14 protein-coding genes are annotated in these 22,069 nt (G+C 66.1%); 6 read left to right on the forward strand and 8 right to left on the reverse strand.

Annotated features, from left to right (window positions below; all coding sequences use genetic code 11):
- Nucleotides 1-21: 21 nt before the first annotated feature.
- From glgX to J5J86_RS05970, 4 genes are all read right to left on the reverse strand, one after another.
- Nucleotides 22-2,121 (reverse strand): glycogen debranching protein GlgX, encoded by a 2,100-nt coding sequence (glgX, locus tag J5J86_RS05955; RefSeq protein ID WP_209103952.1) that lies wholly within the window; start codon nt 2,119-2,121, stop codon nt 22-24.
- Complete coding sequence (gene glgB, locus J5J86_RS05960; protein ID WP_247658112.1) at nt 2,121-4,331, reverse strand: 1,4-alpha-glucan branching protein GlgB; 2,211 nt, start codon at nt 4,329-4,331, stop codon at nt 2,121-2,123. Before glgB ends, glgX begins: the two co-directional genes overlap by 1 nt.
- Nucleotides 4,328-7,630, reverse strand: a complete 3,303-nt coding sequence (treS, locus tag J5J86_RS05965; protein ID WP_209103953.1) for a maltose alpha-D-glucosyltransferase — start codon at nt 7,628-7,630, stop codon at nt 4,328-4,330. Before treS ends, glgB begins: the two co-directional genes overlap by 4 nt.
- Before the next feature lie 255 nt (nt 7,631-7,885).
- Nucleotides 7,886-9,748 (reverse strand): ABC-F family ATP-binding cassette domain-containing protein, encoded by a 1,863-nt coding sequence (locus J5J86_RS05970; protein ID WP_209103954.1) that lies wholly within the window; start codon nt 9,746-9,748, stop codon nt 7,886-7,888.
- Between the two features lie 299 nt (nt 9,749-10,047).
- Between J5J86_RS05970 and J5J86_RS05975 the strand changes: the two genes are divergently transcribed.
- The 4 genes from J5J86_RS05975 to J5J86_RS05990 all read left to right on the forward strand — a co-directional run bounded on the left by J5J86_RS05975 (nt 10,048) and on the right by J5J86_RS05990 (nt 14,610).
- Complete coding sequence (locus J5J86_RS05975) at nt 10,048-10,506, forward strand: hypothetical protein (RefSeq protein WP_247658113.1); 459 nt, start codon at nt 10,048-10,050, stop codon at nt 10,504-10,506.
- The gene (locus J5J86_RS05980; RefSeq protein ID WP_209103956.1) at nt 10,493-12,229 is read left to right on the forward strand and encodes a sensor histidine kinase; all 1,737 of its coding nucleotides are present in this window, start codon (nt 10,493-10,495) and stop codon (nt 12,227-12,229) included. The genes J5J86_RS05975 and J5J86_RS05980 overlap by 14 nt, the downstream gene beginning before the upstream one ends.
- Before the next feature lie 343 nt (nt 12,230-12,572).
- Nucleotides 12,573-13,796, forward strand: a complete 1,224-nt coding sequence (locus tag J5J86_RS05985) for an EAL domain-containing response regulator (RefSeq protein WP_209103957.1) — start codon at nt 12,573-12,575, stop codon at nt 13,794-13,796.
- A gap of 37 nt (nt 13,797-13,833) precedes the next feature.
- Nucleotides 13,834-14,610, forward strand: a complete 777-nt coding sequence (locus J5J86_RS05990; RefSeq protein WP_247658114.1) for a response regulator — start codon at nt 13,834-13,836, stop codon at nt 14,608-14,610.
- 127 nt (nt 14,611-14,737) lie between these two features.
- Here J5J86_RS05990 and J5J86_RS05995 read toward each other — a convergent pair whose 3' ends face one another.
- The 3 genes from J5J86_RS05995 to J5J86_RS06005 all read right to left on the reverse strand — a co-directional run bounded on the left by J5J86_RS05995 (nt 14,738) and on the right by J5J86_RS06005 (nt 18,280).
- Nucleotides 14,738-16,390, reverse strand: coding sequence for a methyl-accepting chemotaxis protein (locus J5J86_RS05995; protein ID WP_209103959.1), 1,653 nt, complete (start codon nt 16,388-16,390; stop codon nt 14,738-14,740).
- Nucleotides 16,391-16,615: 225 nt separating this feature from the next.
- The gene (locus J5J86_RS06000; protein WP_209103960.1) at nt 16,616-17,284 is read right to left on the reverse strand and encodes a response regulator transcription factor; all 669 of its coding nucleotides are present in this window, start codon (nt 17,282-17,284) and stop codon (nt 16,616-16,618) included.
- A 612-nt stretch (nt 17,285-17,896) separates the two neighbouring features.
- Nucleotides 17,897-18,280 carry a response regulator gene (locus J5J86_RS06005; protein ID WP_209103961.1) on the reverse strand — a complete coding sequence of 128 codons (384 nt, stop codon included), beginning with the start codon at nt 18,278-18,280 and terminating at the stop codon, nt 17,897-17,899.
- A gap of 183 nt (nt 18,281-18,463) precedes the next feature.
- On the opposite strand from J5J86_RS06005, the gene J5J86_RS06010 reads away from it, so the two are divergent.
- Nucleotides 18,464-19,186 carry a protein phosphatase CheZ gene (locus J5J86_RS06010; RefSeq protein ID WP_247658115.1) on the forward strand — a complete coding sequence of 241 codons (723 nt, stop codon included), beginning with the start codon at nt 18,464-18,466 and terminating at the stop codon, nt 19,184-19,186.
- A 152-nt stretch (nt 19,187-19,338) separates the two neighbouring features.
- Here the strand turns inward: J5J86_RS06010 and J5J86_RS06015 are convergent, their stop codons facing one another.
- On the reverse strand, nt 19,339-19,929 hold the full coding sequence (locus J5J86_RS06015) for a CarD family transcriptional regulator (protein ID WP_209103962.1): 591 nt from the start codon (nt 19,927-19,929) through the stop codon (nt 19,339-19,341).
- Between the two features lie 504 nt (nt 19,930-20,433).
- Between J5J86_RS06015 and ahcY the strand changes: the two genes are divergently transcribed.
- Nucleotides 20,434-21,831: an adenosylhomocysteinase gene (gene ahcY / locus J5J86_RS06020; protein ID WP_209103963.1), complete on the forward strand. Its 1,398-nt coding sequence runs from the start codon at nt 20,434-20,436 to the stop codon at nt 21,829-21,831.
- The last annotated feature ends 238 nt before the right edge of the window (nt 21,832-22,069 follow it).

The raw sequence follows: 22,069 nt of genomic DNA on the forward strand, positions 1-22,069 counted from the left end.
AAGGTCCTTCGGGATGGTCGATCAGGCGGCGGGGAGATGCGCTGCAAGCAGGCGCACGCTGCGCCCGGCAAGGCGCGTCTCGCCCTCCACAAGGGGCTCGCCTTCGGGCTGGGCGGAGCTGTCAAACACCAGCCGCCAGTCCTGAGGCGGTTCCGGCAACTGAAAGGTGGTGTCCTCCCCCTTGCCGTTGATGAGCAGCAGCAGCACGTCCGTGCCGCCATCCGTCGCCGGGCCGGCGCGGCGCAGATTGAGGGTGTGGCCGCCATCCGCATGCCAGCCATCGCCCTCAAGCTGCGTGCCGTGCTCGTCGAACCAGGAAATGTCCGCCATGCCGGGTAGGGGCTCGTGGTGGCCGTGCAGGAAACGGGGCGCCCGCAGCAATCGGAAGCGCCGGCGCAGGGCCGCGAGGCGGGCGAAGGTGTCGATCAGCTCGGCGCCCTCGTCCGTGCCGGCCAGCGACCAGTCGATCCAGGAGATGTCATTGTCCTGGCAATAGGCGTTGTTGTTGCCGTTCTGCGTGCGGCCGAACTCGTCGCCGGCCAGCAGCATAGGCGTGCCCTGGGAGAGCATCAGGGTCGCGAGCAGCGCTTTGCGCACCTGGTGGCGGGTCTTGAGGATGGCGGGGTCGTCGGTCGGCCCTTCCGCGCCCCAATTGGCGGAGAAGTTGGCGCCATGGCCGTCGCGATTATCCTCGCCATTGGCCTCGTTGTGCTTCTCATCATAGGCGGTGAGGTCGGCCAGCGTGAAGCCGTCATGGGCGGCGAGGAAATTCACCGAGGCCCAGGGCTTGCGCGCGCGCATGTCGAAGGCCTCGCTGGTGCCCGCAAGGCGGGCCGCCAGTTCGCCCCGCTGGCCGGGCTCGGCCCGCCAGAAGCGGCGCACGCCGTCGCGGAAGCGGTCGTTCCATTCGGCAAAGCCAGGCGGGAAGTTGCCGAGCTGGTAGCCGTCCGGTCCGATGTCCCAGGGCTCGGCGATGAGCTTTACCCGCGAGAGCAGCGGGTCCTGCCGGATGGCGTCCAGGAAGCCGCAGCCTGGATCAAAGCCGTTGGGCTCACGGGCGAGCGTCACGCCGAGATCGAAGCGGAAGCCATCCACATGGAAGGCTTCCACCCAATAGCGCAGGGAATCCATCACCATCTGCAGCACGCGCGGATGGGAGAGGTTGACCGTGTTCCCGCAGCCGGTGTCGTTGATGTAATAGCGCGGATTGTCGGGCATCAGCCGGTAATAGCTGGCATTGTCGAGGCCCTTGAAGGAGAAGGTGGGACCCAGCTCATTGCCTTCGCAGGTGTGGTTATAGACCACGTCGAGGATCACCTCGATGCCCGCTGCATGGAGGCGTCGCACCGCGCCCCGGATTTCTCTCAGGCCCGCCGGGCCGAGAAAGGCCGGCTCGGGCGCGAAATAAGAGAGGGTGGAATAGCCCCAATAATTGCGCAGCCCCCGCTCCACCAGGAAGCGGTCCTGGAGGAAGGCGTGCACGGGCAGCAATTCCACGCTGGTGACGCCGAGCCGGTGGAGGTGATCGATGAGGCGCGGATCACCCAGCGCCGCGAAGGTGCCCCGAACCCGCGGCTCCATGTCGTCGCGCTTCATGGACAGGCCGCGCAGATGGGCCTCATAGATGACCGTGTCGGGCCAGGGCACGTCGGGGCGGCGGTCCGCCCAGTCGGTGGGGGTGTCCATCACCACGCATTTGGGCATGGCGGGGGCGCTGTCGTGGCGGTCCATGGCAAGATCCGCCCGGCCACTCTGGAGACGGTAGGAGAACAGGCTGTCCGACCAGCGCGGCGCGCCGGTGAGCTGGCGCGCATAGGGATCGATGAGGAGCTTGGCCGGATTGAACCGGTGCCCGCGCCCAGGATCATAGGGACCATGGGCGCGATAGCCGTAGACCAGACCCTCGGAGGCGCCGGGCAGGTAACCGTGCCAGACCTCGTCGGTGCATTCGGGTAGCGCCAGGCGGGCCACTTCCCGCCGGCCCCGCTCGTCGAAAATGCACAATTCGATCTTTTCCGCATGAGCGGAGAAGACCGCGAAATTCACCCCCAGCCCGTCCGCATGGGCACCGAGGGGATAAGGCTTGCCGGGCTCCAGGCGGTCGGGGAAGAGGGGGCTCATCACGTCTCCTGCGGGGTCAGGAACAAGGCGGCAAGGGGCGGCAAGGTCAAATCGAGGGCGTGGGAAAAGCCGTGGCTTGCTATGTCCTGCGCGGTGACCCCGCCGAGATTGCCCACCCCCGAGCCGCCATAGAGCGGGGCGTCGGTGTTCAGGAGTTCCCGCCACCGGCCGCCGTGGGGCACACCGATGCGGTAGCCCGCGCGCGGGGTGGGGGTCATGTTGCACACCACCAGGATGGGGGCGGCGCCGGGGGCCTGGCGCAGGAAGGCGAAGACGGAATTCTCCGCGTCGTCCTCCACAACCCAGTGGAAGCCGTTCGGGTCCGCATCCCCGGCGTGAAGTGCGGGATGGGCGCCATAAAGCTGGTTCAGGTCCCGCACGAGAGACTGCACGCCCCGATGGGCGCCTTCGCCCAGAAGTTCCCAGGGCAGGGCGCTGTCGTGGTCCCATTCGGTGGGTTGGGCGATCTCGCAGCCCTGGAACAGCAGCTTCTTGCCGGGATGGCCCCACATGAAGCCGAGATAGGCCCGCAGGTTCGCAAAGCGCTGCCAGTGGTCGCCGGGCATGCGGGCAAGCAGCGAGCCCTTTCCGTGCACCACCTCGTCATGGGAGATGGGCAGCACGTAGCGCTCCGAGAACGCATAGACAAGGCCGAAGGTCAGGTCCGAGCCGTGGAAGCGCCGATGGATGGGGTCGCGCCCCATATAGCGCAGGCTGTCATGCATCCAGCCCATGTTCCACTTGAAGGAAAAGCCGAGCCCTCCTTCGCTGACCGGCGCGGTGACGCCCGGCCACGCGGTGGATTCCTCGGCGATCACCAGCGCGCCGGGCACTTCCCGCGCCACCGTCTCGTTGAGGCGGCGCAGGAAGGCGATGGCCTCCAGGTTCTCCTTGCCGCCATGGATGTTGGGGATCCATTCGCCCGGCTTTCGCGAATAGTCGCGATAGAGCATGGAGGCGACCGCATCCACGCGCAGCCCGTCCACATGGAAGTGCCGCAACCATTCCAGCGCGCTGGCGATGAGGAAGCCCGCCACCTGCGGCTTGCTGAGATCGTAGATCAGCGAGTTCCAGTCGGGATGGAAGCCCTCGCGGGGGTCGGCATATTCGTAGAGCGCGGTGCCATCGAAATGCGCGAGGCCGTGGGCGTCAGACGGGAAATGGGCCGGTACCCAGTCGAGGATCACGCCTAGCCCCGCCTGGTGGCAGCGGTCCACGAAGCGGGCGAAGGCGGCGGGAGGGCCGAGGCGCGCTGTGGGCGCGAACAGGCCGAGGGGCTGATAGCCCCAGGAGCCGCCGAACGGATGCTCCATCACCGGCATGAGCTCCAGATGGGTGAAGCCGAGGTCGGTGGCATAGGGGATGAGGCGGTCGGCAAGGGCGTCCCAGTCCGGCGGGCGGCCGTCGGGATGGATCCAGGAGGAGGCGTGCACCTCATAGAAGGAGAGGGGCGCCTGGGCCGCATGGCGGCTGGCGCGGCTCTCCATCCAGGCGCCGTCCTGCCAGGGGAAGGGGGCGGGATCGGCCACGATGGAAGCGGTGGCCGGCGGGCACTGGGTGGCGCGCGCCACCGGGTCCGCTTTGCGGGGCAGACGGCTGCCGTCGGGGCCGATCAGCTCGAACATATAGGCCGCGCCGGGGGACAGGCGCGGGACGAACAGCTCCCACACGCCCCCATTGCGCCGGCGCATGGGATGGCGGCGGGGGTCCCACATGTTGAAATCGCCGATCACGCTCGCCGCTGCCGCATGGGGCGCCCAGAGCGCGAAGCGCACGCCCGAAATGCCCTCCACCGTCATGGCGCGGGCGCCCAGCGCATCGGCAAGATTGAGGTGGCTGCCCTCGCCGATGAAATAGAGGTCGTCGTCGCTCAGGAGGAGGGGGAAGGCGTAGGGGTCCTCGCTCTCCTCCACCACGCCGTCCGGCCAGGTGGTGCGCAGCACATAGGCGCCCGGATGGGAAGCAAGGCCCGCCACCTGCCCGGCGAACAGGATGCCGTCCGGCTGCGGGGCGAGGGGCACCACGCCGCCGCCAGCCACCACCTCCACCCGGCGCGCGCCGGGCCGGATCGCCCGCACCACGACGCCATCGGATGCCGAATGAGGGCCGAGCACCCGAAAGGGATCGCCATGTCGGGCTTCCAGGAGCGCATGCACTTCGCCGACGGAGAGGCTGGACGGGGTGAGGTCGGGCGCGGTGGGGGTGCTCACGGGGTCGCCTCCTCCAGCTTGGCGGGGACGGTGCCTTCAAGATCGGGATCGGCGGCGCCCGCATAGCGCATGGCAAAGCCGTGCAAGGTGCGCACCGCCGGAGCCGGCACAGGCGCGCCAGTGCAAATCTCTCGCGCCACCAGTTCCAGAAGGAACAGATCGATGAGCGCACGCTCCAACCCGCCGGCCCCGTCCGCATAGCCGCCGAGCAAGGCCCGCTCGGCACGGCTGGCGAACCGGTCGAGCAGTTCCGTGCGCAGCGCCTCCGTCATCAGGCCGACCGTCTCGTGAGGGGCATTCACCAAGGCGGCGGAGGCGGACGAGAGCGCCCGCATGAGGCTGGCGAGGTCGAACCAGGGGCTCGCCTTGCCCGCCTCGTCGCCGAAATTGACGAGGCACGCATCATTGCCGCGCACCAGCACCTGGCCCAGATGCAGATTGCCGTGAATGCGTGTCTTGGGCGTTCCGGCAAGGCTGCCCGCCAGGGTGGTGGCGACGGCACGCAGGTCCGTGCCCACCGCCACAATGGCGGCGGCGCGGGCGGCGTCCTCGGGCGCGAGGCCCGCCGGCTCCTTCAAGGCCTGAAGCGCCCCATCGAGCAGGGCCGCCACGGCCTCCCCCAGCGCTTCCGCCTCAGTGCGCGAGAAGGACTCGGTGGTGAAGGCGGGGTCGTCGGTCTCCGTCCGCATCAAGGCATGGAATTCCGCAAGCCGCCGCCCCGTCTGGCGCAGGAAGGGCATGATACCGGACATCTGCTCCTCGAACGCCGGCTCGATCTCTCGACCCGATTGGGCGGAGGAGGTGAGCGCGCGGCTCACCTGGTCCAACACCCAGTTGCGGGCATTGCCCTGGTTGCGCACGAAGCCAAGCATGAGCGCCAGCACGGCGGACCTCCCGTCGGAGGTGGTGCGCACCACTTCCCCCAGCAAAGGCGGCGTGCCCTCGAAGCCAAGCGATGTCAGGCGCCGGATCATCTCCGATTGCGGCTGCGCGCCCAGATACGGACGTCGGATGACCTGGATGGCCGCTCCTTCCTCGATGACGATGGTGGCGGTCGGCTGTTCCGTGCCGATGCGCTGGACCGGTGCGTCTTCAGGGATCTCCAGGGCGGCAAGGTCCGCATCGGCCACGAAGCGCAGTTCGCCGCCATCCGGCAATTCCAGCACCGTGCCGGAGCGCAGCGCCCGCACCACGGCGCGGGGCAATTGGTCGAGTGTGAGCCCGTCGGTGAGATAGCCCACGCGCCGGCCCTGCCGCACCCGGGTCAAGGCCAGTTGCACGGAGAGCGGGCTCGGCTGTTCGTCCTCCCAGGCGATGGCGAGCGGCATCATGTAGCGCGCGCTCTCGCCGCCCGCCTCCACGACGATCTGCACCACCATCACATGGTCGCCCGCCTTGGGCAGGGGCATGGCCCATTCGATGAAGGCCCGGTCGATGGGCGCCCGGTCGGCCTTGCGCAAAGCGGTCTCGTCGCCCGGCGCGGTGAACCAGCGGCGACGGCGCACATAAGCGGGCAGCGCCTCCTGCTCGATGATCGCCTTGTTGCGCGGGGAGAGCACATCGGCGAGGCCGGCGCGCAGCACCAGGGTCTCGAATTCCGGCAATTGCTCGGGCGGGCTGGTGTGCCAGGAGGGCTCGGCCACGTTGGCGGCGAGGTTGAAGGCGAAGAAGCCATAAGGTGGCACGGTGAGGAGATAGGGCAGGCGCCCCACCGGCGGGAACGGCGTGCCGCCCACCATCTCCACCGGCACCCGGCCATCAAACTCCGTGAGGTCCAGCTCCACCGCCTGGAGCGTCTGGGACAGGTTCGCCACGCACAGGATGGTCTCATCCTCATAGGTGCGCAGATAAGCCAGAATCTTGCGGTTGCCCGGATAGAGCGGCCGGAAGCCGCCGCGACCGAAGCAGGGATGGGCCTTGCGCACCGCCAGCATGCGGCGCGTCCAGTTGAGCAGCGAATGGGGGTCGCGCATCTGCGCTTCCACATTCAATGCGAAATAGCCCGACAGCGGGTCCTGGATGGGTGGCAGGACCAGTTGCTCGGGATCCGCCTTGGAGAAGCCGCCATTACGGTCCGGCGACCATTGCATGGGCGTGCGCACGCCGTCGCGGTCACCCAGATGGATGTTGTCGCCCATGCCGATCTCGTCCCCGTAATAGATGACGGGGGTGCCGGGCATGGTGAAGAGGAGGGCGTTCATCAGTTCGATGCGCCGCCGGTCGCGCTCCAGAAGGGGCGCGAGGCGCCGGCGGATGCCGAGATTCAGCCGCGCCCGCCGGTCTGCGGCATAGACGGTCCACAGATAGTCCCGCTCCGCGTCGGTGACCATTTCCAGCGTCAGCTCGTCATGATTGCGCAGGAAGATGGCCCATTGGCACGTCTCGGGGATGGAGGGCGTCTGCCTGAGGATGTCGGTGATGGGGAAGCGGTCTTCCTTCGCAATCGCCATGTACATGCGCGGCATCAGCGGGAAGTGGAACGCCATGTGGCATTCATCGGCATTCTCGCCGAAATATTGCTGCGTGTCCTCCGGCCACATATTGGCTTCGGCCAGCAGCATGCGCCCGGTATAATTGGCATCGAGATGCGCGCGGATCTTGCGCAGGATGTCGTGGGTCTCGGTGAGGTTCTCGTTGGACGTGCCCTCGCGCTCGATAAGATAGGGCACGGCATCAAGCCGCAGGCCATCGACGCCCAGGTCCAGCCAGAAGCGCATGACCGAGAGGATGCGCTCCAGCACTTCCGGGTTGTCGAAGTTCAGGTCCGGCTGGTGGGAATAGAAGCGGTGCCAGAAATACTGGCCGGCAACCGGATCGAAGGTCCAGTTGGACTTCTCGGTGTCCAGGAAGATGATCCGCGTGCCCTGATACCCCTGGTCGTCATCGGCCCAGACATAGAAATTGCGCTCCGGCGAACCCTTGGGCGCGCGGCGGGCGGCCTGGAACCAGGGGTGCTGGTCGGACGTATGGTTCACCACCAGTTCGGTGATGACGCGAATGCCGCGGGCATGGGCCGCCTCGATGAAGCGGCGGGCATCCTCCATGGTGCCGTAGTCCGGCGACACGCCCTCATAGAGGGCGATGTCATAGCCATCGTCCCGGCGGGGCGAGGGATAGAAGGGCAGGAGCCAGATGGCGTTGACGCCGAGAGCGGCGATGTAGTCCAGCTTGGCGAGGAGGCCCGGAAAGTCGCCGATCCCGTCATTGTTGGAATCGAAGAACGACTTCACGTGCAGCTGGTAGATCACCGCATCCTTATACCAGAGCGGGGCGTCGCCGGGGGCGATGGGGTCGGCCATGTCAGCCTCCCTTGCCGGGACGGAGGGGGGAGTGGAGCGAAGACAGATTCCAGGCGCGAATGGCGGGCATTGCTCATCTGGGCGGCGGACGGACGCGGACGGGGGACCGTGGCGCCGATCCTTGAGCCCCCCGCCGGCTTGAACGCGGCAGGTGACGACAAGGTTCCCCTACATATCGATCCGTGCCCGCCGTCGGTTCCGTGCGGGGGCGGAAAAACCCTTCTCGCTTCAGGAAAAAGGCGCCATCCGCCCCGCTCAGGCGGTGGCCGCCTCCAGCTCCGCGCTCGCTTCCAGCCAGGCTTCCTCCGCCTGGGCGAGGGCCTCGACAGCTTCGTCCCGCTGCTTGTTGAGGCGGGCGGCGTCGTTGGGGAATTTCTCGATCTTGGGATCGGCCAGGCGCTTGTCGATGGCGGCGATGTCCTTTTCCAGCTTCGCCATCAGGGCTTCCGCATCCCGCACCTTCTTGCGCAGGGGGGCGGCGGTGTCCTCCGAGGCGGACGCGTCGGGCGCCTCTTCGCCCTTGCGGGCGTCGCCGGACATCTTGCCCGAGCCGGCGGTGCTCAGAAGTTCGCGCCGATACTGGTCGAGGTCGCCGTCATAGGGCTTCACCGTGCCGCCGCCGACCATCCACAGCCGTTCGACGCAGGCTTCCAGCAAATGCCGGTCGTGGGAGACCAGGATGACCGCGCCGGGAAAGTCATTGATGGCATTGATGAGCGCGGCGCGGGCCTCGATGTCCAGATGGTTGGTGGGCTCGTCGAGGATGAGCAGGTGCGGCCCGTTGAAGGCCGCAAGGCCCAGAAGGAGGCGCGCCTTCTCACCGCCGGAGAGGGCGGACACCTTGGTGTCGCCGGCCCCGCCGGAAAAACCCATTTCCGCCGCCCGCGCCCGCACCCGCGCCTCGGGCGCATCGGGCATCAGGCGGCGCACATGCTGCACCGGGCTGTCGCCGGGCACCAGTTCGTCCAATTGGTGCTGGGCGAGATAGGCCACTTCCAGCTTGTCGGCGCGCACCACGTTGCCGCTTTGGGCCTTCAGGCGGTCGGCGATGAGCTTGGCGAAGGTGGACTTGCCGTTGCCGTTGGGGCCGAGCAAGGCGATGCGGTCATCCTCGTCGATGCGCAGGTTGAGATTGCGCAGGATCGGCTTGCCGGGCTCATAGCCCACCGCCACCTTCTCCAGCACCAAGATGGGCGGGGAGAGCAGGCGCTCGGGATGGCGGATGGAGATGGCCGCGTCCTGCTCGTTCACCTCCGCCGCCAAAGGCTCCATGCGGGCGAGTGCCTTGATGCGGGACTGGGCCTGGCGCGCCTTGGTGGCCTTGGCCCGGAAGCGGGCGATGAAGGCCTCCATATGGGCGCGGTGCGCCTCCTGCTTCTTGCGGGCCTTCTGGTCGAGGAGCGCGCGCTCGCGGCGCTGGCGGTCGAACTGGGTGAAGTTGCCCCGATAGAGGTTCAGCTTGCCGCCCGAGAAATGCAGGATGTGGTCGACGGAGGTGTCGAGCAGGTCGCGATCATGGCTGATGAGGATGACCGTGCGGGGATAGCTCGCCAGATAATCCTGGAGCCACAGCGTGCCTTCCAGGTCGAGATAGTTGGTGGGCTCGTCCAGCAGCAGCAGGTCCGGCTCGGTGAAGAGCAGGGCCGCGAGGGCCACGCGCATGCGCCAGCCGCCGGAAAATTCCGAACAGGGGCGCGCCTGCGCCGCCTCGTCGAAGCCGAGGCCCGCCAGGATGCGGGCGGCGCGGGCGGGCGCGGAATGGGCGTTGATGTCGATGAGACGCGCCTCGATCTCGCCCATGCGCATGGGATCGGTTGTGGTCTCGCGATCCTGAAGCAGGGCGGCGCGCTCGGTGTCGGCCGCCAGCACCCGCTCCAGCAGGCTGTCGGGCCCGCTCGGCGCCTCCTGCGCCACCCGCCCGATGCGCGCCCGGCTGGGCAAGCGGACATGGCCGCTTTCCAGCTCCAATTCGCCCATCAGTGCCTTAAAGAGTGTGGTCTTGCCGGTGCCGTTGCGGCCGACGACGCCCACCCGCGCATTCTCGGGCAAGGCGACCGAGGCATGGTCCAGGAGGAGACGGCCGGCAATGCGGAGCGAAATATCGTCGAGCACGATCATAATGCCTGCCTTCTCGCAGGGGCGAACGCGAAGGGCAAGCCCGGGCACGGGAGGCAGATCCCGGCGGCCTTTGGCCGCACTGTACCGGAGCGGTAGCGATTGGGGAGAGTTGCCTCCATTTCGGAGCCAATTCCATCCCCGCTGCGCAGCAATTTGTGTCAGCATCGCAGCAGCGGTGGACGCTCTGCGGGGGTGGTCCGGCCGCGGTCGGGGTGGGGCTTATGGTGATGAATGTGCGAACCCTGTCGGGTCTCGTGACTGTCTTTTCCTCGGCCGCCTTCCTTTTGGCCGGATTGGTCTTGGCTGGCTTGGTCTTGGCCGCGCCTGGCGCGCAGGCGCAGACGGTGCAACTGCGCTGGATCCGCGATGGTGGCGCTATCCTTTCCGAACAGTCGCTGAGCCTGGAGCAACTGGCGAAGCTGCCCTCCGAGACCATCGTGACCCAGACCCCTTGGACCCAGGGCAGCCAGACGTTCGAGGGGCCGAGCCTCGCCGTCCTTGCGGGTCAGCGGGCGCTGCCGGTGGAACGGGCCATCGTGGTGGCGCTCAATGATTACATGGCCACGGTGCCGGCGGAGGATTGGGAGCAGAACGGCGCCATTCTTTCCATCCGTCTCAATGGGGCGCCCATGAAGGTGCGGGAGAAGGGGCCATTCTGGGTGATGTATCCCATCGACCGCAACCCCAAGCTCCAGAGCCAGATGTACCGGACCCGGATGGTCTGGCAAGTAAAGGCCATCGATTTTGTCGTCCCTTAAACGCCGCTCGCTGCGCGCCTTCATCGTTCCCGCGGCCTTGACGGGGGCGATCGTGGTTCTGTTTGCCGCAACCATCATGCTGTTCGACGCGCAGAGTGCGCAGCGCACGCTGTTGAACTCGTCCATCCGCAGCACCGGCTGGGCCACCTACCAGGCCCAGCTGGAACTCCTGAAGACCAAGGCCGCGCTTGCGGAGGTGCGGGTTGAGCCGTCGCAGGCTCGTATCCAGAACCTGGTGCTGCGCCTGGAACTGCTGATCTCACGCGTCAACATTCTCCACACCTCGTCCGAAATGCTCGCCCTGGAGAGCATCTCCACCCGTCAGGCGGCGCTGATGGCAACGGAGCACCGCCTCGCCCTTTGGAGCGACCGCCTCGCCCATCAGGACCCCGGAGAGGCGGTCGAAACGTTGCTCCAAGGCCTGAACAAAGATCTCCAGCCTCTGGAAGTCGGGCTCCAGACGGTGCTGCAGGAATCTGTGGCCTTCAATGACAAGGTCTTTCAGCGGGAGAAGGAGCTCGCCCGGAATCCGGCGCGCGTCCCCTTCGCCCTGCTGATCATTGCCACCATCTCGCTGGTGGTGATCCTGGTGGTGCAGTCGGTGCGAGATACGCGGCGGGTGGCGGAACTGGCTCAGCTGGAGCGCTCCGCCCGCGCCATGCAGGACAATCTGCGCGCCATCATTGAGGCCATGCCGGCGGCCACCATCATCATCGACGCCGACACGCGGCGTGTGCTGTTCATCAACCCCCATGCGGCGCATCTGGTGGCTGCGACCCCGCAGGACGAGGAATGGGTGCGCCTGGTGCAGCTCGCCTTCGACGTGGCCGATAGCCCTGGCCAGCCGCAATGGGGGCTCATCAACCTCACTTTCCCGCGCGCCCGAGGTGACGTGATCTCTCTGCGCGGGGCCTTGAGCCCGGTCCTGTGGGAAGGCCGGCGCCAATTGCTGCTGGTGCTCGCGGACACGACGCGCATCCGCAGTTCTCAACTGCAGATCATGCAGACCGCCAAGCTCGCCACGCTCGGAGAGATGGCCACCGCCATCGCCCACGAGCTCAACCAGCCGCTGGCCGTCATCAAGATGGCGGTGGCCAATGCGGTGCGCATCGTCAAGGGCGGCGGTGAAGCGGAGGCCGTTCTCGGCAAGCTCGACCGCATCGGCGCCCAGGTGGACCGGGCCAAGCGGATCACCGACCAGGTGCGCCGCTATGGCCGCATGCCCAGCGACCAGAAGGAGCCCTTCTCCGCCCGCCACGCCATCGAGCTGGCGGCAAGCTTCGTCGCCGAGCAATACCGCGCCGCCAATATCCGCCTCGTGCTCGAACTGGAGCTTCCGCCCGACCTCGCGGTGCGCGGCGACCAGACCATGTTCGAGCAGGTCATTGTCAATCTCCTGGTCAATGCCCGCGACGCTTTCGGGGGAGAGGCCAGCGTGCCTGCAGGGGCCACTGTCCGCGTACGGGCGCATCCGGGCGACGGGCAGGTGCATATCCGCGTCTGCGACAATGCCGGCGGCATCGCGGCTCATATCCTCGATCACATCTTCGAGCCCTTCATGACCACAAAGCCGGCGGATAAGGGCACCGGCCTTGGCCTTGCGGTCTCGCGCAATGTGCTGCGCGACATGCATGGGCAGATCAGCGCCACCAATGCGGATGGGGGCGCCTGCTTCGACATCACCTTGCCGGTCTCGGTTGAGGATATGGTGCCCGCCGCATGATCTCCCCCACCGTCAGCACTGGGCGCCTTGCTGCGAAATGTGATTATTTTTCCGTCCTTCTCAGGGCTTGTCCGAATGGCTCGCGATCCGCAGCCGGGCTATGACCGTTATGTGAAACGAAGGATGCGGATTGCGGTCCAGCGGTTGCGGCGGGGCTGGCTTTGTCGCAAAACTCGCATAGGCTCTGCCGGAGCAGTGGGGCGCGCGTGATGGGGATGGGACAAACGCCCGGACCTGGGCGGATTGGAGTGATGGCGGGCCCGCTGTGGTCGTGCGCTAACCCTTCGCGCCCTCAGCCCTGTAGCGTGGCGCCACGTCCCGGCACGACGCGAGGGGGGCGCCCATGAGCACCGCGCTGGAACGCTCCATCTTCATTCTCGATGACGAGCAGGACTTCCGCGAGGATCTCGGCGAGTTCCTGGAGGGGCACGGCTATCGCGTGGCCTCTTCCGGCGATGCCCGCTTCTTCACCGACGCGCACATGGCCGACCATGACGTGTTGCTGCTGGACCTGGCCATGCCCTCCATCGACGGCATGGAGGTTCTCAAATATCTGTCCCGGCGCCCCAAGGCCCCGGCGGTGATCCTGGTGAGCGGGTCAGGCGAGGATGTCATCCGCACGGTGGCGGACGCGGCGCGGCGGGACGGGCTGAGCGTGCTCGGCCTCTTGCATAAGCCGTTCGATCCGGAGGATCTGCTGCACCTGCTGGAGGCCGGTCCGAGCCTGCCGCCCCTGGCCGCTGTCTCGCCCCGACGCGACCGCAAGGTGGTGCTGGATGCGCTGCGCTTGGCGCTCGCCGCGGGAAGCCTTCCGGTTCATTTCCAGCCGCTCGTATTGGCGGACACCCTTGCCTTTGCCGGAGCCGAGGCGCTGCTGGAAGGCACGGTTCCTGGGATCGGCTTTGTGGGACCCTCCGAAATCCTGGCGGCCGCCGCCGCAGAATCCGCCGTTTCCCTTGGCATCACCCGCCACGTTCTCGAACAGGCGGTGGCGCTGTGCGTGCGGTGGCGTGGACTTGGCTGGGACGGGAAGGTGAGCGTCAACCTGCCCATTGATGCGCTCCTGACCGCCGGCGTGGCGGGGGCGCTGACCAGCACCGTTCAGGCGGCGGGTCTTCCGGCGTCCAGCGTGGTGTTTGAACTGACCGAGGACGCGCTCTATATCGCCTCCAGCGAGGCGCTCTCTGCGCTCGCCCGGCTGCGTATCGCCGGATTCGGCCTCGCTCTCGACGATGTGGGCCAGCGCCAGAGCGGCCTGTTGCAGATTGCCAACCTGCCGGTCACCGAGATCAAGATCGACATGGAATTGCTGCGCGACGCCCGCGACTGGGGCAAGGCGCGCAGCGTGTTCCAGTCCATCGCTGACCTCGGCCATGGGCTGGACCTTCACGTGGTGGCCGAAGGGGTGGAAACGCCGGAGGATCTCGCTTTGGTGCGCGGCTCGGCGGTGGACTTGGTGCAGGGCTTTATAGTGGCCCGAAAGATGAAGGCGGATGATCTCCTCGGGCTGCTTAAGCGGTGCAAGGATCGTCAGACTTCTCTGGTGGCGGTATCGGGGACGCGCTAGCGTAAGCGAGAGTTGACGGCTCATGGGTGTAAGTGGAATGAGCGAACCGCGGGTTCTTCTGGTGGATGACGACCCGGACATCCTCGCCGAGCTGAGCGAGGGGCTGGGCATGCTGGGCATCCCCACGCGCACCGCCGAGACGGCGGTCGCGGCGCTTGATCTCGTCCAGAAGCACGAGGCGCTCCAGATCATCGTCACGGACGTGCAGATGCCGCGCATCGATGGCATCGAACTCCTGCAGAAGCTGGCGATGCGCCGCCACAACCGGCCCATGGCGGCCATCGTCATTACCGGCCATGCCTCGCTCGACCGGGCGGTGGGTGCCTTGCGCCTGCAGGCGGTGGACTTCCTCCAGAAGCCCCTGTCCGCGGAAGAGGTGGCCCATTCCATCGCGCGCGCCATCTCGCTGGTGGAGGATCAGGCTGTCTCGGGCGAGGCGGAGGAGGCCGCCCCTGCGATCGGCCATGCGCGGCCCAATTACCTCAAGGCCCTGGTTGCCGCGCGCGCCGATCGTGACGCCATCTTTCAGGCGGGGCTGTTCTCCGATCCGGCCTGGGAGATGATGCTCGATCTGGCGGTGGCCGAAGCCAGCGGGCGGCCGATCTCTGTCACCAGCCTGTGCATCGCGTCGGGCGCACCCACCACCACGGCGTTGCGCCGCATCGATGACTTGAAGGATGCCGGGCTGATCGACCGTGTACCGGATCCCCGCGACAAGCGCCGCATCCTGGTTCAGCTGACCCAGCCAGGGCGTGAGCGGATGGAAGCCTTTGTCCAGCGCCAGGCGGCCCGGTTCGGCATCAAGCTGGACTGACCGACCGCGCCACCGGCACCGCGCGGTCTGCGCGCTGCAAAGCCTTGTCAGGACAAAAAAGGGCGCTCCTTGCGGGGCGCCCTTTCTTTTGCAGGCCCGCCCCGTGTGGGGCGGGTCATATGGGGCCTCAGGCCGCCCGCAGGGACTGAACGAAGGTGGAGACTTCCCGCTGCAGGTCCTGCGACTGGGCGGAGAGGGACGAGGACAGGCTCATCAACTGGGTCGCCGCCGAACCCGTCATGCCCGCCGCCTGGCCGACGCCGGAGATGTTGTTGGTCACCTGGGTGGCGCCCATGGCGGCCCGATGGGTGTTGGCCGCGATCTCGCTGGTGGCGGCCCGCTGCTCTTCCACCGCGCCGGCGATGATGGCGGTCAGGTCGCGCACATTGTTGATGGTGGACACGATCGAGGAGATCGAGGTCACCGTCGAGTTGGTGGCGTTCTGGATCTCGTTGATCTTGGAGGAGATTTCGTCGGTGGCCTTGGCGGTCTGCGCGGCCAGCTCCTTGACCTCCGCGGCGACCACGGCGAAGCCGCGGCCCGCATCCCCCGCCCGCGCCGCTTCGATGGTGGCGTTGAGGGCGAGCAGGTTGGTCTGCTCGGCGATATCCTTGATGAGCGAGAGCACCTGGCCGATGCTCTGGGCAGCGGCCGAGAGCTGCTGGATGTTCTCCGAGGTCTTTTCTGCCTCGTTCGCCGCCGAACGGGCGATCTCGGCCGACGAGGACACCTGGTCGCTCATCTCGCGGATGGAAGCGGACAGCTCTTCCGCCGAGGCGGCCACCGTCTGCACGTTGCTGGAGGCGCCTTCGGCCGCATTGGTGACCGCATGGGCCTGGCGGGAGGTTTCCTCGGCGGTGGCGGAGAGGTTGCGGGCGGCGTCCGACATTTCCGTGGACGAACCGGCGAACTGGTCGGCGATGGCGCCCATCTTGGCCTGGAAGGCATCGGCGATGGCGTTGCGCTCGGCAACGATCTTGCGCGCCATCTCCGCTTCCTTCTCCACCTGCTGGCTCCGCATGCGCTCCGTTTCGGCGAGGCCGTCGCGGAAGATTTCGAGAGTGCGGGCCATCTCGCCGATCTCGTTCTTGGCGGTGAGGCTCGGGATCTCAGCGTTGAGATTGCCGCCGGAAACGGCCTGCATAGAGGTGGTGATGCGATTGATGGGGCGCACCACGCCGACGACCACGAAGACGATGGCGGCAAGGCCAATGACGAGCGCCAGAAGGCTGAAGACACCGATGATCCAGAAGGCTGTGGCGATCTCGGACGAGCTGGCGTGGCTCTCGGCCTTCGCGGCATCGTCATTGATTCCGACGAGCTTGGCCAGATACTTCATGGCATCGTCGAATTGCACCGCCGAATCCGTCGCCAGCTTCTGAAGGGTCTCGATATCCTTGCGCCCATAGGCGCCGAACATGTCCGACTGCATCTTCATATAGGTCGCCCATTCCGCCTGGAAGGTGCGCCAGTTTTCCCGTTCGCTGTCAAAAGTGATGACGGCTTCATAGGTCTTTGCCGCGTCCTTGAAGCGAACATCCAGGTCCTTTGCGCGGTCTACCGCCTGCTGGTGCAGCTTGGCGTCCTGCACGAGAACGGCGCGCACGGCCACGGCTCGTATGCGGGTGACCAGGTAGCGGATTTCGCCGACGGCGCGGACGCTGGGCAGCCAATTGGTGGTGATTTCGTTGATGTGCTTGGATGCACCGTTCAGCTGGTAGATCGAGATGGCGCTCAGCGAGGCGAGCATGGCCACCAGCAGCGCGACGGTCGCGATCAAGGATGTTTTCAAGGTCAGACGCATTGTCATCTCCAGGCGGGGCGGCGGCGCGGCCGCTCAAATCTTGGTCGAGCGGCGAATGTGCGGCCGCATGGCATGATTAGGCGCGCAAGCTGGCGTCAGGCTTGCCGGGGCGGGGAAGTCGAAGGCTGGCAAAAGCTTGAAAAACAAAGACCCCGCGGCGGCGGGGCGGCCGGCGCGGGGTCAGGTGGGGTGGGAGGAGCCTCACCCGATGAACTGGTAGCCAAGATAGCGCTTGGCATCGATGACCTCGTGGCCGAGCTGCAGGCGCAACTTCTTGCGCAGCTTGCTCATGTGGCCTTCGACCACGCTCTCATCCACGTCGTCATTGAAGATGCCATAGATGGTGTTGAAGATCTGGGTCTTGGTGACCCGGCGCTTCGAATTCTTGACCAGATATTCGAGGATGTGGCGCTCGCGCCGGGGGAGCGGCAGGGGGGTGCCATCCACCGTGGGGTCGCGGCCATCGAAATAGACCTGGAGGCGGCCGGTGAGTGCCGGGCCGGTGGCGGAGTTCAGCCGCCGCCACACCGCATCGGCGCGGGCCACGATCTCACGGACATGGACCGGCTTGCGCACCACGTCGTCAATGCCAGCGGTGAACAGTTCCAGCGTCTGGGACAGCGACTTGATGTCGGCGAGCGCAATGATGGGAGCGGGGCTGTGGGTGCGGATGATTTCCGCAAAAGCCGGGCGAGCGTCGAAGTCACCAAGCAGAAAGCTCTCCACCGCGCCGATATCGGCCTCTGAAGCGGTGTGGATCCACTCCCGGAACTCTTCGTTGCTGAAGCTCTGAGAGGAAAAGCCTTCACGCGCGAAGCTGGAGACATAGCTTTCGGCGACACTGGGCCGGTGATCAACGACGACGTACATGGTGGGATCCCCCGTAATTCAGTAGATCTGCCGGTTGGTGTCGAGCTTGGGTCTTTGGCGTGGCGCTCAACCGATGTGTAAACAATTAGATTTGGCGGCGGTCTGCCTCAAGGTGAAGTCGTTCGCGTTTGGAGGGAAGAATCCCTCCGTTTTGAGTGTGAAATCCCGATCGACGCCATACTCGGAAGGGTTGCGCTCCGTAGGAATACGTAGGGACGGTATTTTGGTGACGGTTATGGCCGATGGAGGGGGCGGATCGGACCGGTCTTGCCTGCGGATCTGGAGCAATTCCAATCCCGGTCCTCTCCCAAGGGTGGCCTGACGCAAGGCCCCTTTGAGCCGTGGGGCTGGTGGAAGAGGGCAGGTGGATGACGAAGAGCTTATTTCCGGTCAATGGCTTACGCGCACATGTCCGCGGCCATGTATGGAGCACACGCGCACGAGCGCCGGGGCAGCAGGTGGGGCGCAGAACGCACAAAAGCCCTCGCCCGCCGGGCGAGGAGCCGGGCGGGTCGGGGCGGCAGGAGAGGCGCCGCATCGGCGCCCACGCATGGGAGGGGACGGAAGGGCCCCCGGCTGCGCCGCATCAGCGCGCGGCGCGGCCTGCGGTGCTCAAGCCTCGAACACCGTATCGATCTTGCCCTTGAGCGTCTGTGCGTTGAAGGGCTTCACGATATAGTTGCTCACGCCGGCCTTCTTGGCGGCGATCACGTTCTCGGACTTGGCTTCGGCGGTGACCATGATGAAGGGGATCTCGCCGAGATCCGCATCGTCCCGCACGCGCTTCAAGAGCTCGTAGCCGGTCATGGGCTCCATGTTCCAGTCGGAAATAACGAGCCCGTAGCGGCGCTCTTTCAGCTTCGCCAGGGCCTCGGTTCCGTCCGCGGCCTCGTCCACATCATCGAAGCCGATCTGCTTCAAGAGGTTCCGGATGATGCGGACCATGGTTTTGTAATCGTCCACCACAAGGACCGGCATCGACAAATCAACCGCCATGGCTCACTCCGTCAGCGGGGCGCAGGGATAAGTAGTTCCGGCGGAGAGATCGCCGGTATGACGCTGACCTTGTAGTGTATTTTAGCTTGCGCGGAGCTTGCGGGCGGTTTTGCCGAGGTCTTTCGGCGAAATGCGGTTCGATTTATAGAATAGCGACGGCGAAGCAGAAGGCAGGAGGAGTCCATGATGGCCAGCCGGCGCCCCTTCAGGATTGAGGCAACCGCGGCGGCCAGGTCCGCTGCCCCCGCCGCCACCGGTGCTCCTGCGGGCATCGAGATGGTGGCGGTCGAAGACCCGAATTTCAGCCGCGTGCTGCAGGAACTGGTCGAGATCCGCTCGGAGATCGCAAAGTTCAACCAGCGCGACCCCGAAGCGGATCGCGAGCGCGACCGCAACGTGCTCTGGGCAGGCATCGAGACCATCCAGGACGCCATCCGCAACACCAAGACGGAAATCGCCAGTCTCCATTCGGAAGGCACGCGAGGCGAGAAGTTGTTCCGCGCCACCGACGAGCTGGACGCGGTGGTCTATGACACGGAGGAGGCCACCGAGGCCATCCTGTCCTGCGCCGAGGCCATCGATTCGTCGGTCAATGCGCTGCTGGGCCGTCTGTCCGGCGATGATCTGAGCATCGCGGAAGAAATCCAGGGCAACGTCATCAAGACGTTCGAGGCCTGCAACTTCCAGGACATTACCGGCCAGCGCATCCGCAAGGTGGTCAAGCTGCTCGTCTTCATCGAGCAGCGCGTGCAGCGCATGACGGAGATCTGGGGCGGCGCCGAAGTGGTGGCCCAGGAAGCCGGCATCATCGCCCGGGAAGGCGACGAGGCGCTGCTGAATGGCCCCGCCCTTGCCGATGACGAGAATGTGGTCTCCCAGGACGACATCGACAGCCTGTTTGCGTGAGCGCGTGTCGGCGCGGCCCTCTGGCGGTGCGGCCCTGTGGGCCACGCCCCCCGGGGCATGGGCGCGCGGGCAGGGGGATGGGGACATGAAAAAGGCCCGAGCGGTGACGCCCGGGCCTTTTCCTTGGGACGAGAAGCAGGAAGTGCGGGCGGTCAGGCCGCCTCGTCGGCTTCCAGGTCGGCGTCGAGATCGGCGTCCGTATCCTCAGCCTTGGCAGCGCCGCGGCGCGGGCCCTTCTGGAGGTGCTGCTCGATCAGCTTGATGGACTCGGTCTCGGTGAGGTTCTGCACCGCCGACAGCTCGCGGGCCATCCGGTCGAGCGCGGCTTCGTAAAGCTGCCGCTCGGAATAGGACTGCTCGGGCTGGGCGTCGGACCGGTAGAGGTCGCGCACCACCTCGGAGATGGCGATCAGGTCGCCGGAATTGATCTTGGCTTCATATTCCTGAGCACGACGGCTCCACATGGTGCGCTTGACGCGGGCGCGACCCTTGAGGGTGTCGAGCGCCTTGGCCACCACGGGGCCTTCGGAGAGCTTGCGCATGCCAACGGTGGCAATCTTGGGTACCGGAACCCGGAGGGTCATCTTGTCCTTCTCGAACGAGATGACGAACAGTTCGAGCTTGAAGCCGGCCACTTCCTGTTCTTCGATGGCCATGATACGACCGACGCCGTGCGAGGGGTACACGATATGCTCGCCCGTCTTGAAACCAAGGCGGACCTGGGCAGTCTTCTTTGTCGACATGCTCTTGACCACTCCTGATCCGGCCCGGAGGCCGGATCGTGCTGGCGCGCGTCCGCCCGCGTCCGGTATTATCCGGGCGGTGCTGCACCTATCGCTGGCGACTGGGTCTCGGCCGGAACGCCCGACAACCCGCTCATAATCAGTCGATGACCACTACTGCTCAGCCGCATCCGTGCCGCGGTGGCCGGATGCCCGAATTCTCGCCCCTATGTTCCCGAGAATGCGCCAATGTTCAGGCACGATGCGGATGGTTCAGGAAGCAAACGACTGTATCGCTTTGTATAACACAAAAACGGCCAGAATCAAAGCCTTGCTCTTTTCACGCCGGGTGGCCCCACGCAAGGCTCTCATGCGATAGGCGCAAGTCGCGGACTCTCCGCTGCTTTTCAAGCATATAAGCATTTGTTTATATCTTGATTGCGACGGCGGGGCCGCCATGTTACATCCCCGCTCGAATGGGATGGCGCATTCCGGGCGCCCGCAACCCCGGACGGAGTGAAGCTCATGAGTGCCGATTACGTGGTCAAGGATATCAATCTCGCCGATTGGGGCCGCAAGGAACTGGACATCGCCGAGATCGAAATGCCCGGCCTGATGGCCACCCGCGCGGAATACGGCCCCTCCCAGCCGCTGAAGGGCGCCCGGATCGCCGGCTCCCTGCACATGACCATCCAGACCGGCGTGCTAATCGAGACCCTCAAGGCGCTCGGCGCCGACGTGCGCTGGGCCTCGTGCAACATCTATTCGACCCAGGACCATGCCGCCGCCGCCATCGCGGCCGCCGGCACCCCTGTCTTCGCCATCAAGGGCGAGACCCTGGAAGAGTATTGGGACTACACCCACCGCATCTTCGAGTGGGCCGATGGCGGCACTCCCAACATGATCCTGGACGATGGCGGCGACGCCACCCTCCTCGTCCATCTGGGCCTGCGCGCCGAGCAGGGCGACACCGCCTTCCTTGATGGCGCCACCAATGAGGAAGAGGAAGTCCTCTTCGCCGCCATCAAGCGCCGCCTCAAGCACAAGCACGGCTGGTACACCCAGCTCGCCAAGAACATCCGCGGCGTGACGGAGGAAACCACCACGGGCGTGCATCGTCTCTACGAGATGCAGAAGAAGGGCACGCTCCTGTGGCCCGCCATCAACGTCAATGACAGCGTCACCAAGTCCAAGTTCGACAACCTCTATGGTTGCCGCGAGAGCCTGGTGGACGGCATCCGCCGCGGCACCGACGTGATGATGGCCGGCAAGGTGGCCATGGTTGCGGGCTTCGGCGACGTGGGCAAGGGCTCTGCCGCTTCGCTGCGCAATGCCGGCTGCCGCGTGATCGTGTCCGAGGTGGACCCCATCTGCGCGCTCCAGGCGGCGATGGAAGGCTATGAAGTCACCACCATGGAAGAGGCCGCGCCCCGCGCGGACATCTTCGTGACCGCCACCGGCAATGTGGACGTGATCACGGTGGACCACATGCGCGCGATGAAGGACCGTGCCATCGTCTGCAACATCGGCCATTTCGACAGCGAGATCCAGGTCGCTGCGCTGAAGAACTTTAAGTGGCACAATGTGAAGCCGCAGGTGGACGAGGTCGAGTTCCCCGACAAGAAGCGCATCATCCTGCTGTCGGAAGGCCGCCTGGTGAATCTCGGCAATGCCACCGGCCATCCGAGCTTCGTGATGTCCGCGTCCTTCACCAACCAGACGCTGGCCCAGATCGAGCTGTGGACCAAGCCCGGGCAGTACGACAAGAAGGTCTACACCCTGCCCAAGCACCTGGACGAGAAGGTCGCCTCCCTCCACCTGGAGAAGATCGGCGTCAAGCTGACGCGGCTCACCGACGAGCAGTCCGCCTATATCGGCGTGTCGCAGACCGGCCCGTTCAAGCCCGAGCATTATCGCTACTGAGGCCAGTCGCTCAGGATGTCATCCCCCCGGCGCGGCCTCCGCGCCGGGGTTTTTTTATGACCGGTCGCCCCGGCGCGCCCGCTCGCATCAGGTCATTGTCACGCAAGGCAATCGGGGCTAGGTGTGAGGCATTGCGCGACGCTCGGTCCGTGGCGCGGGTGGGGGGCGGTCTTGGACGTGATCTTCGACGGGTTCGATGATGCACCTTCGTGCTGTCGCCACATTCGGAGGCTGCCCA

Source organism: Aquabacter sp. L1I39, assembly GCF_017742835.1.
In the GTDB taxonomy this organism is placed as follows: Bacteria; Pseudomonadota; Alphaproteobacteria; order Rhizobiales; family Xanthobacteraceae; genus L1I39.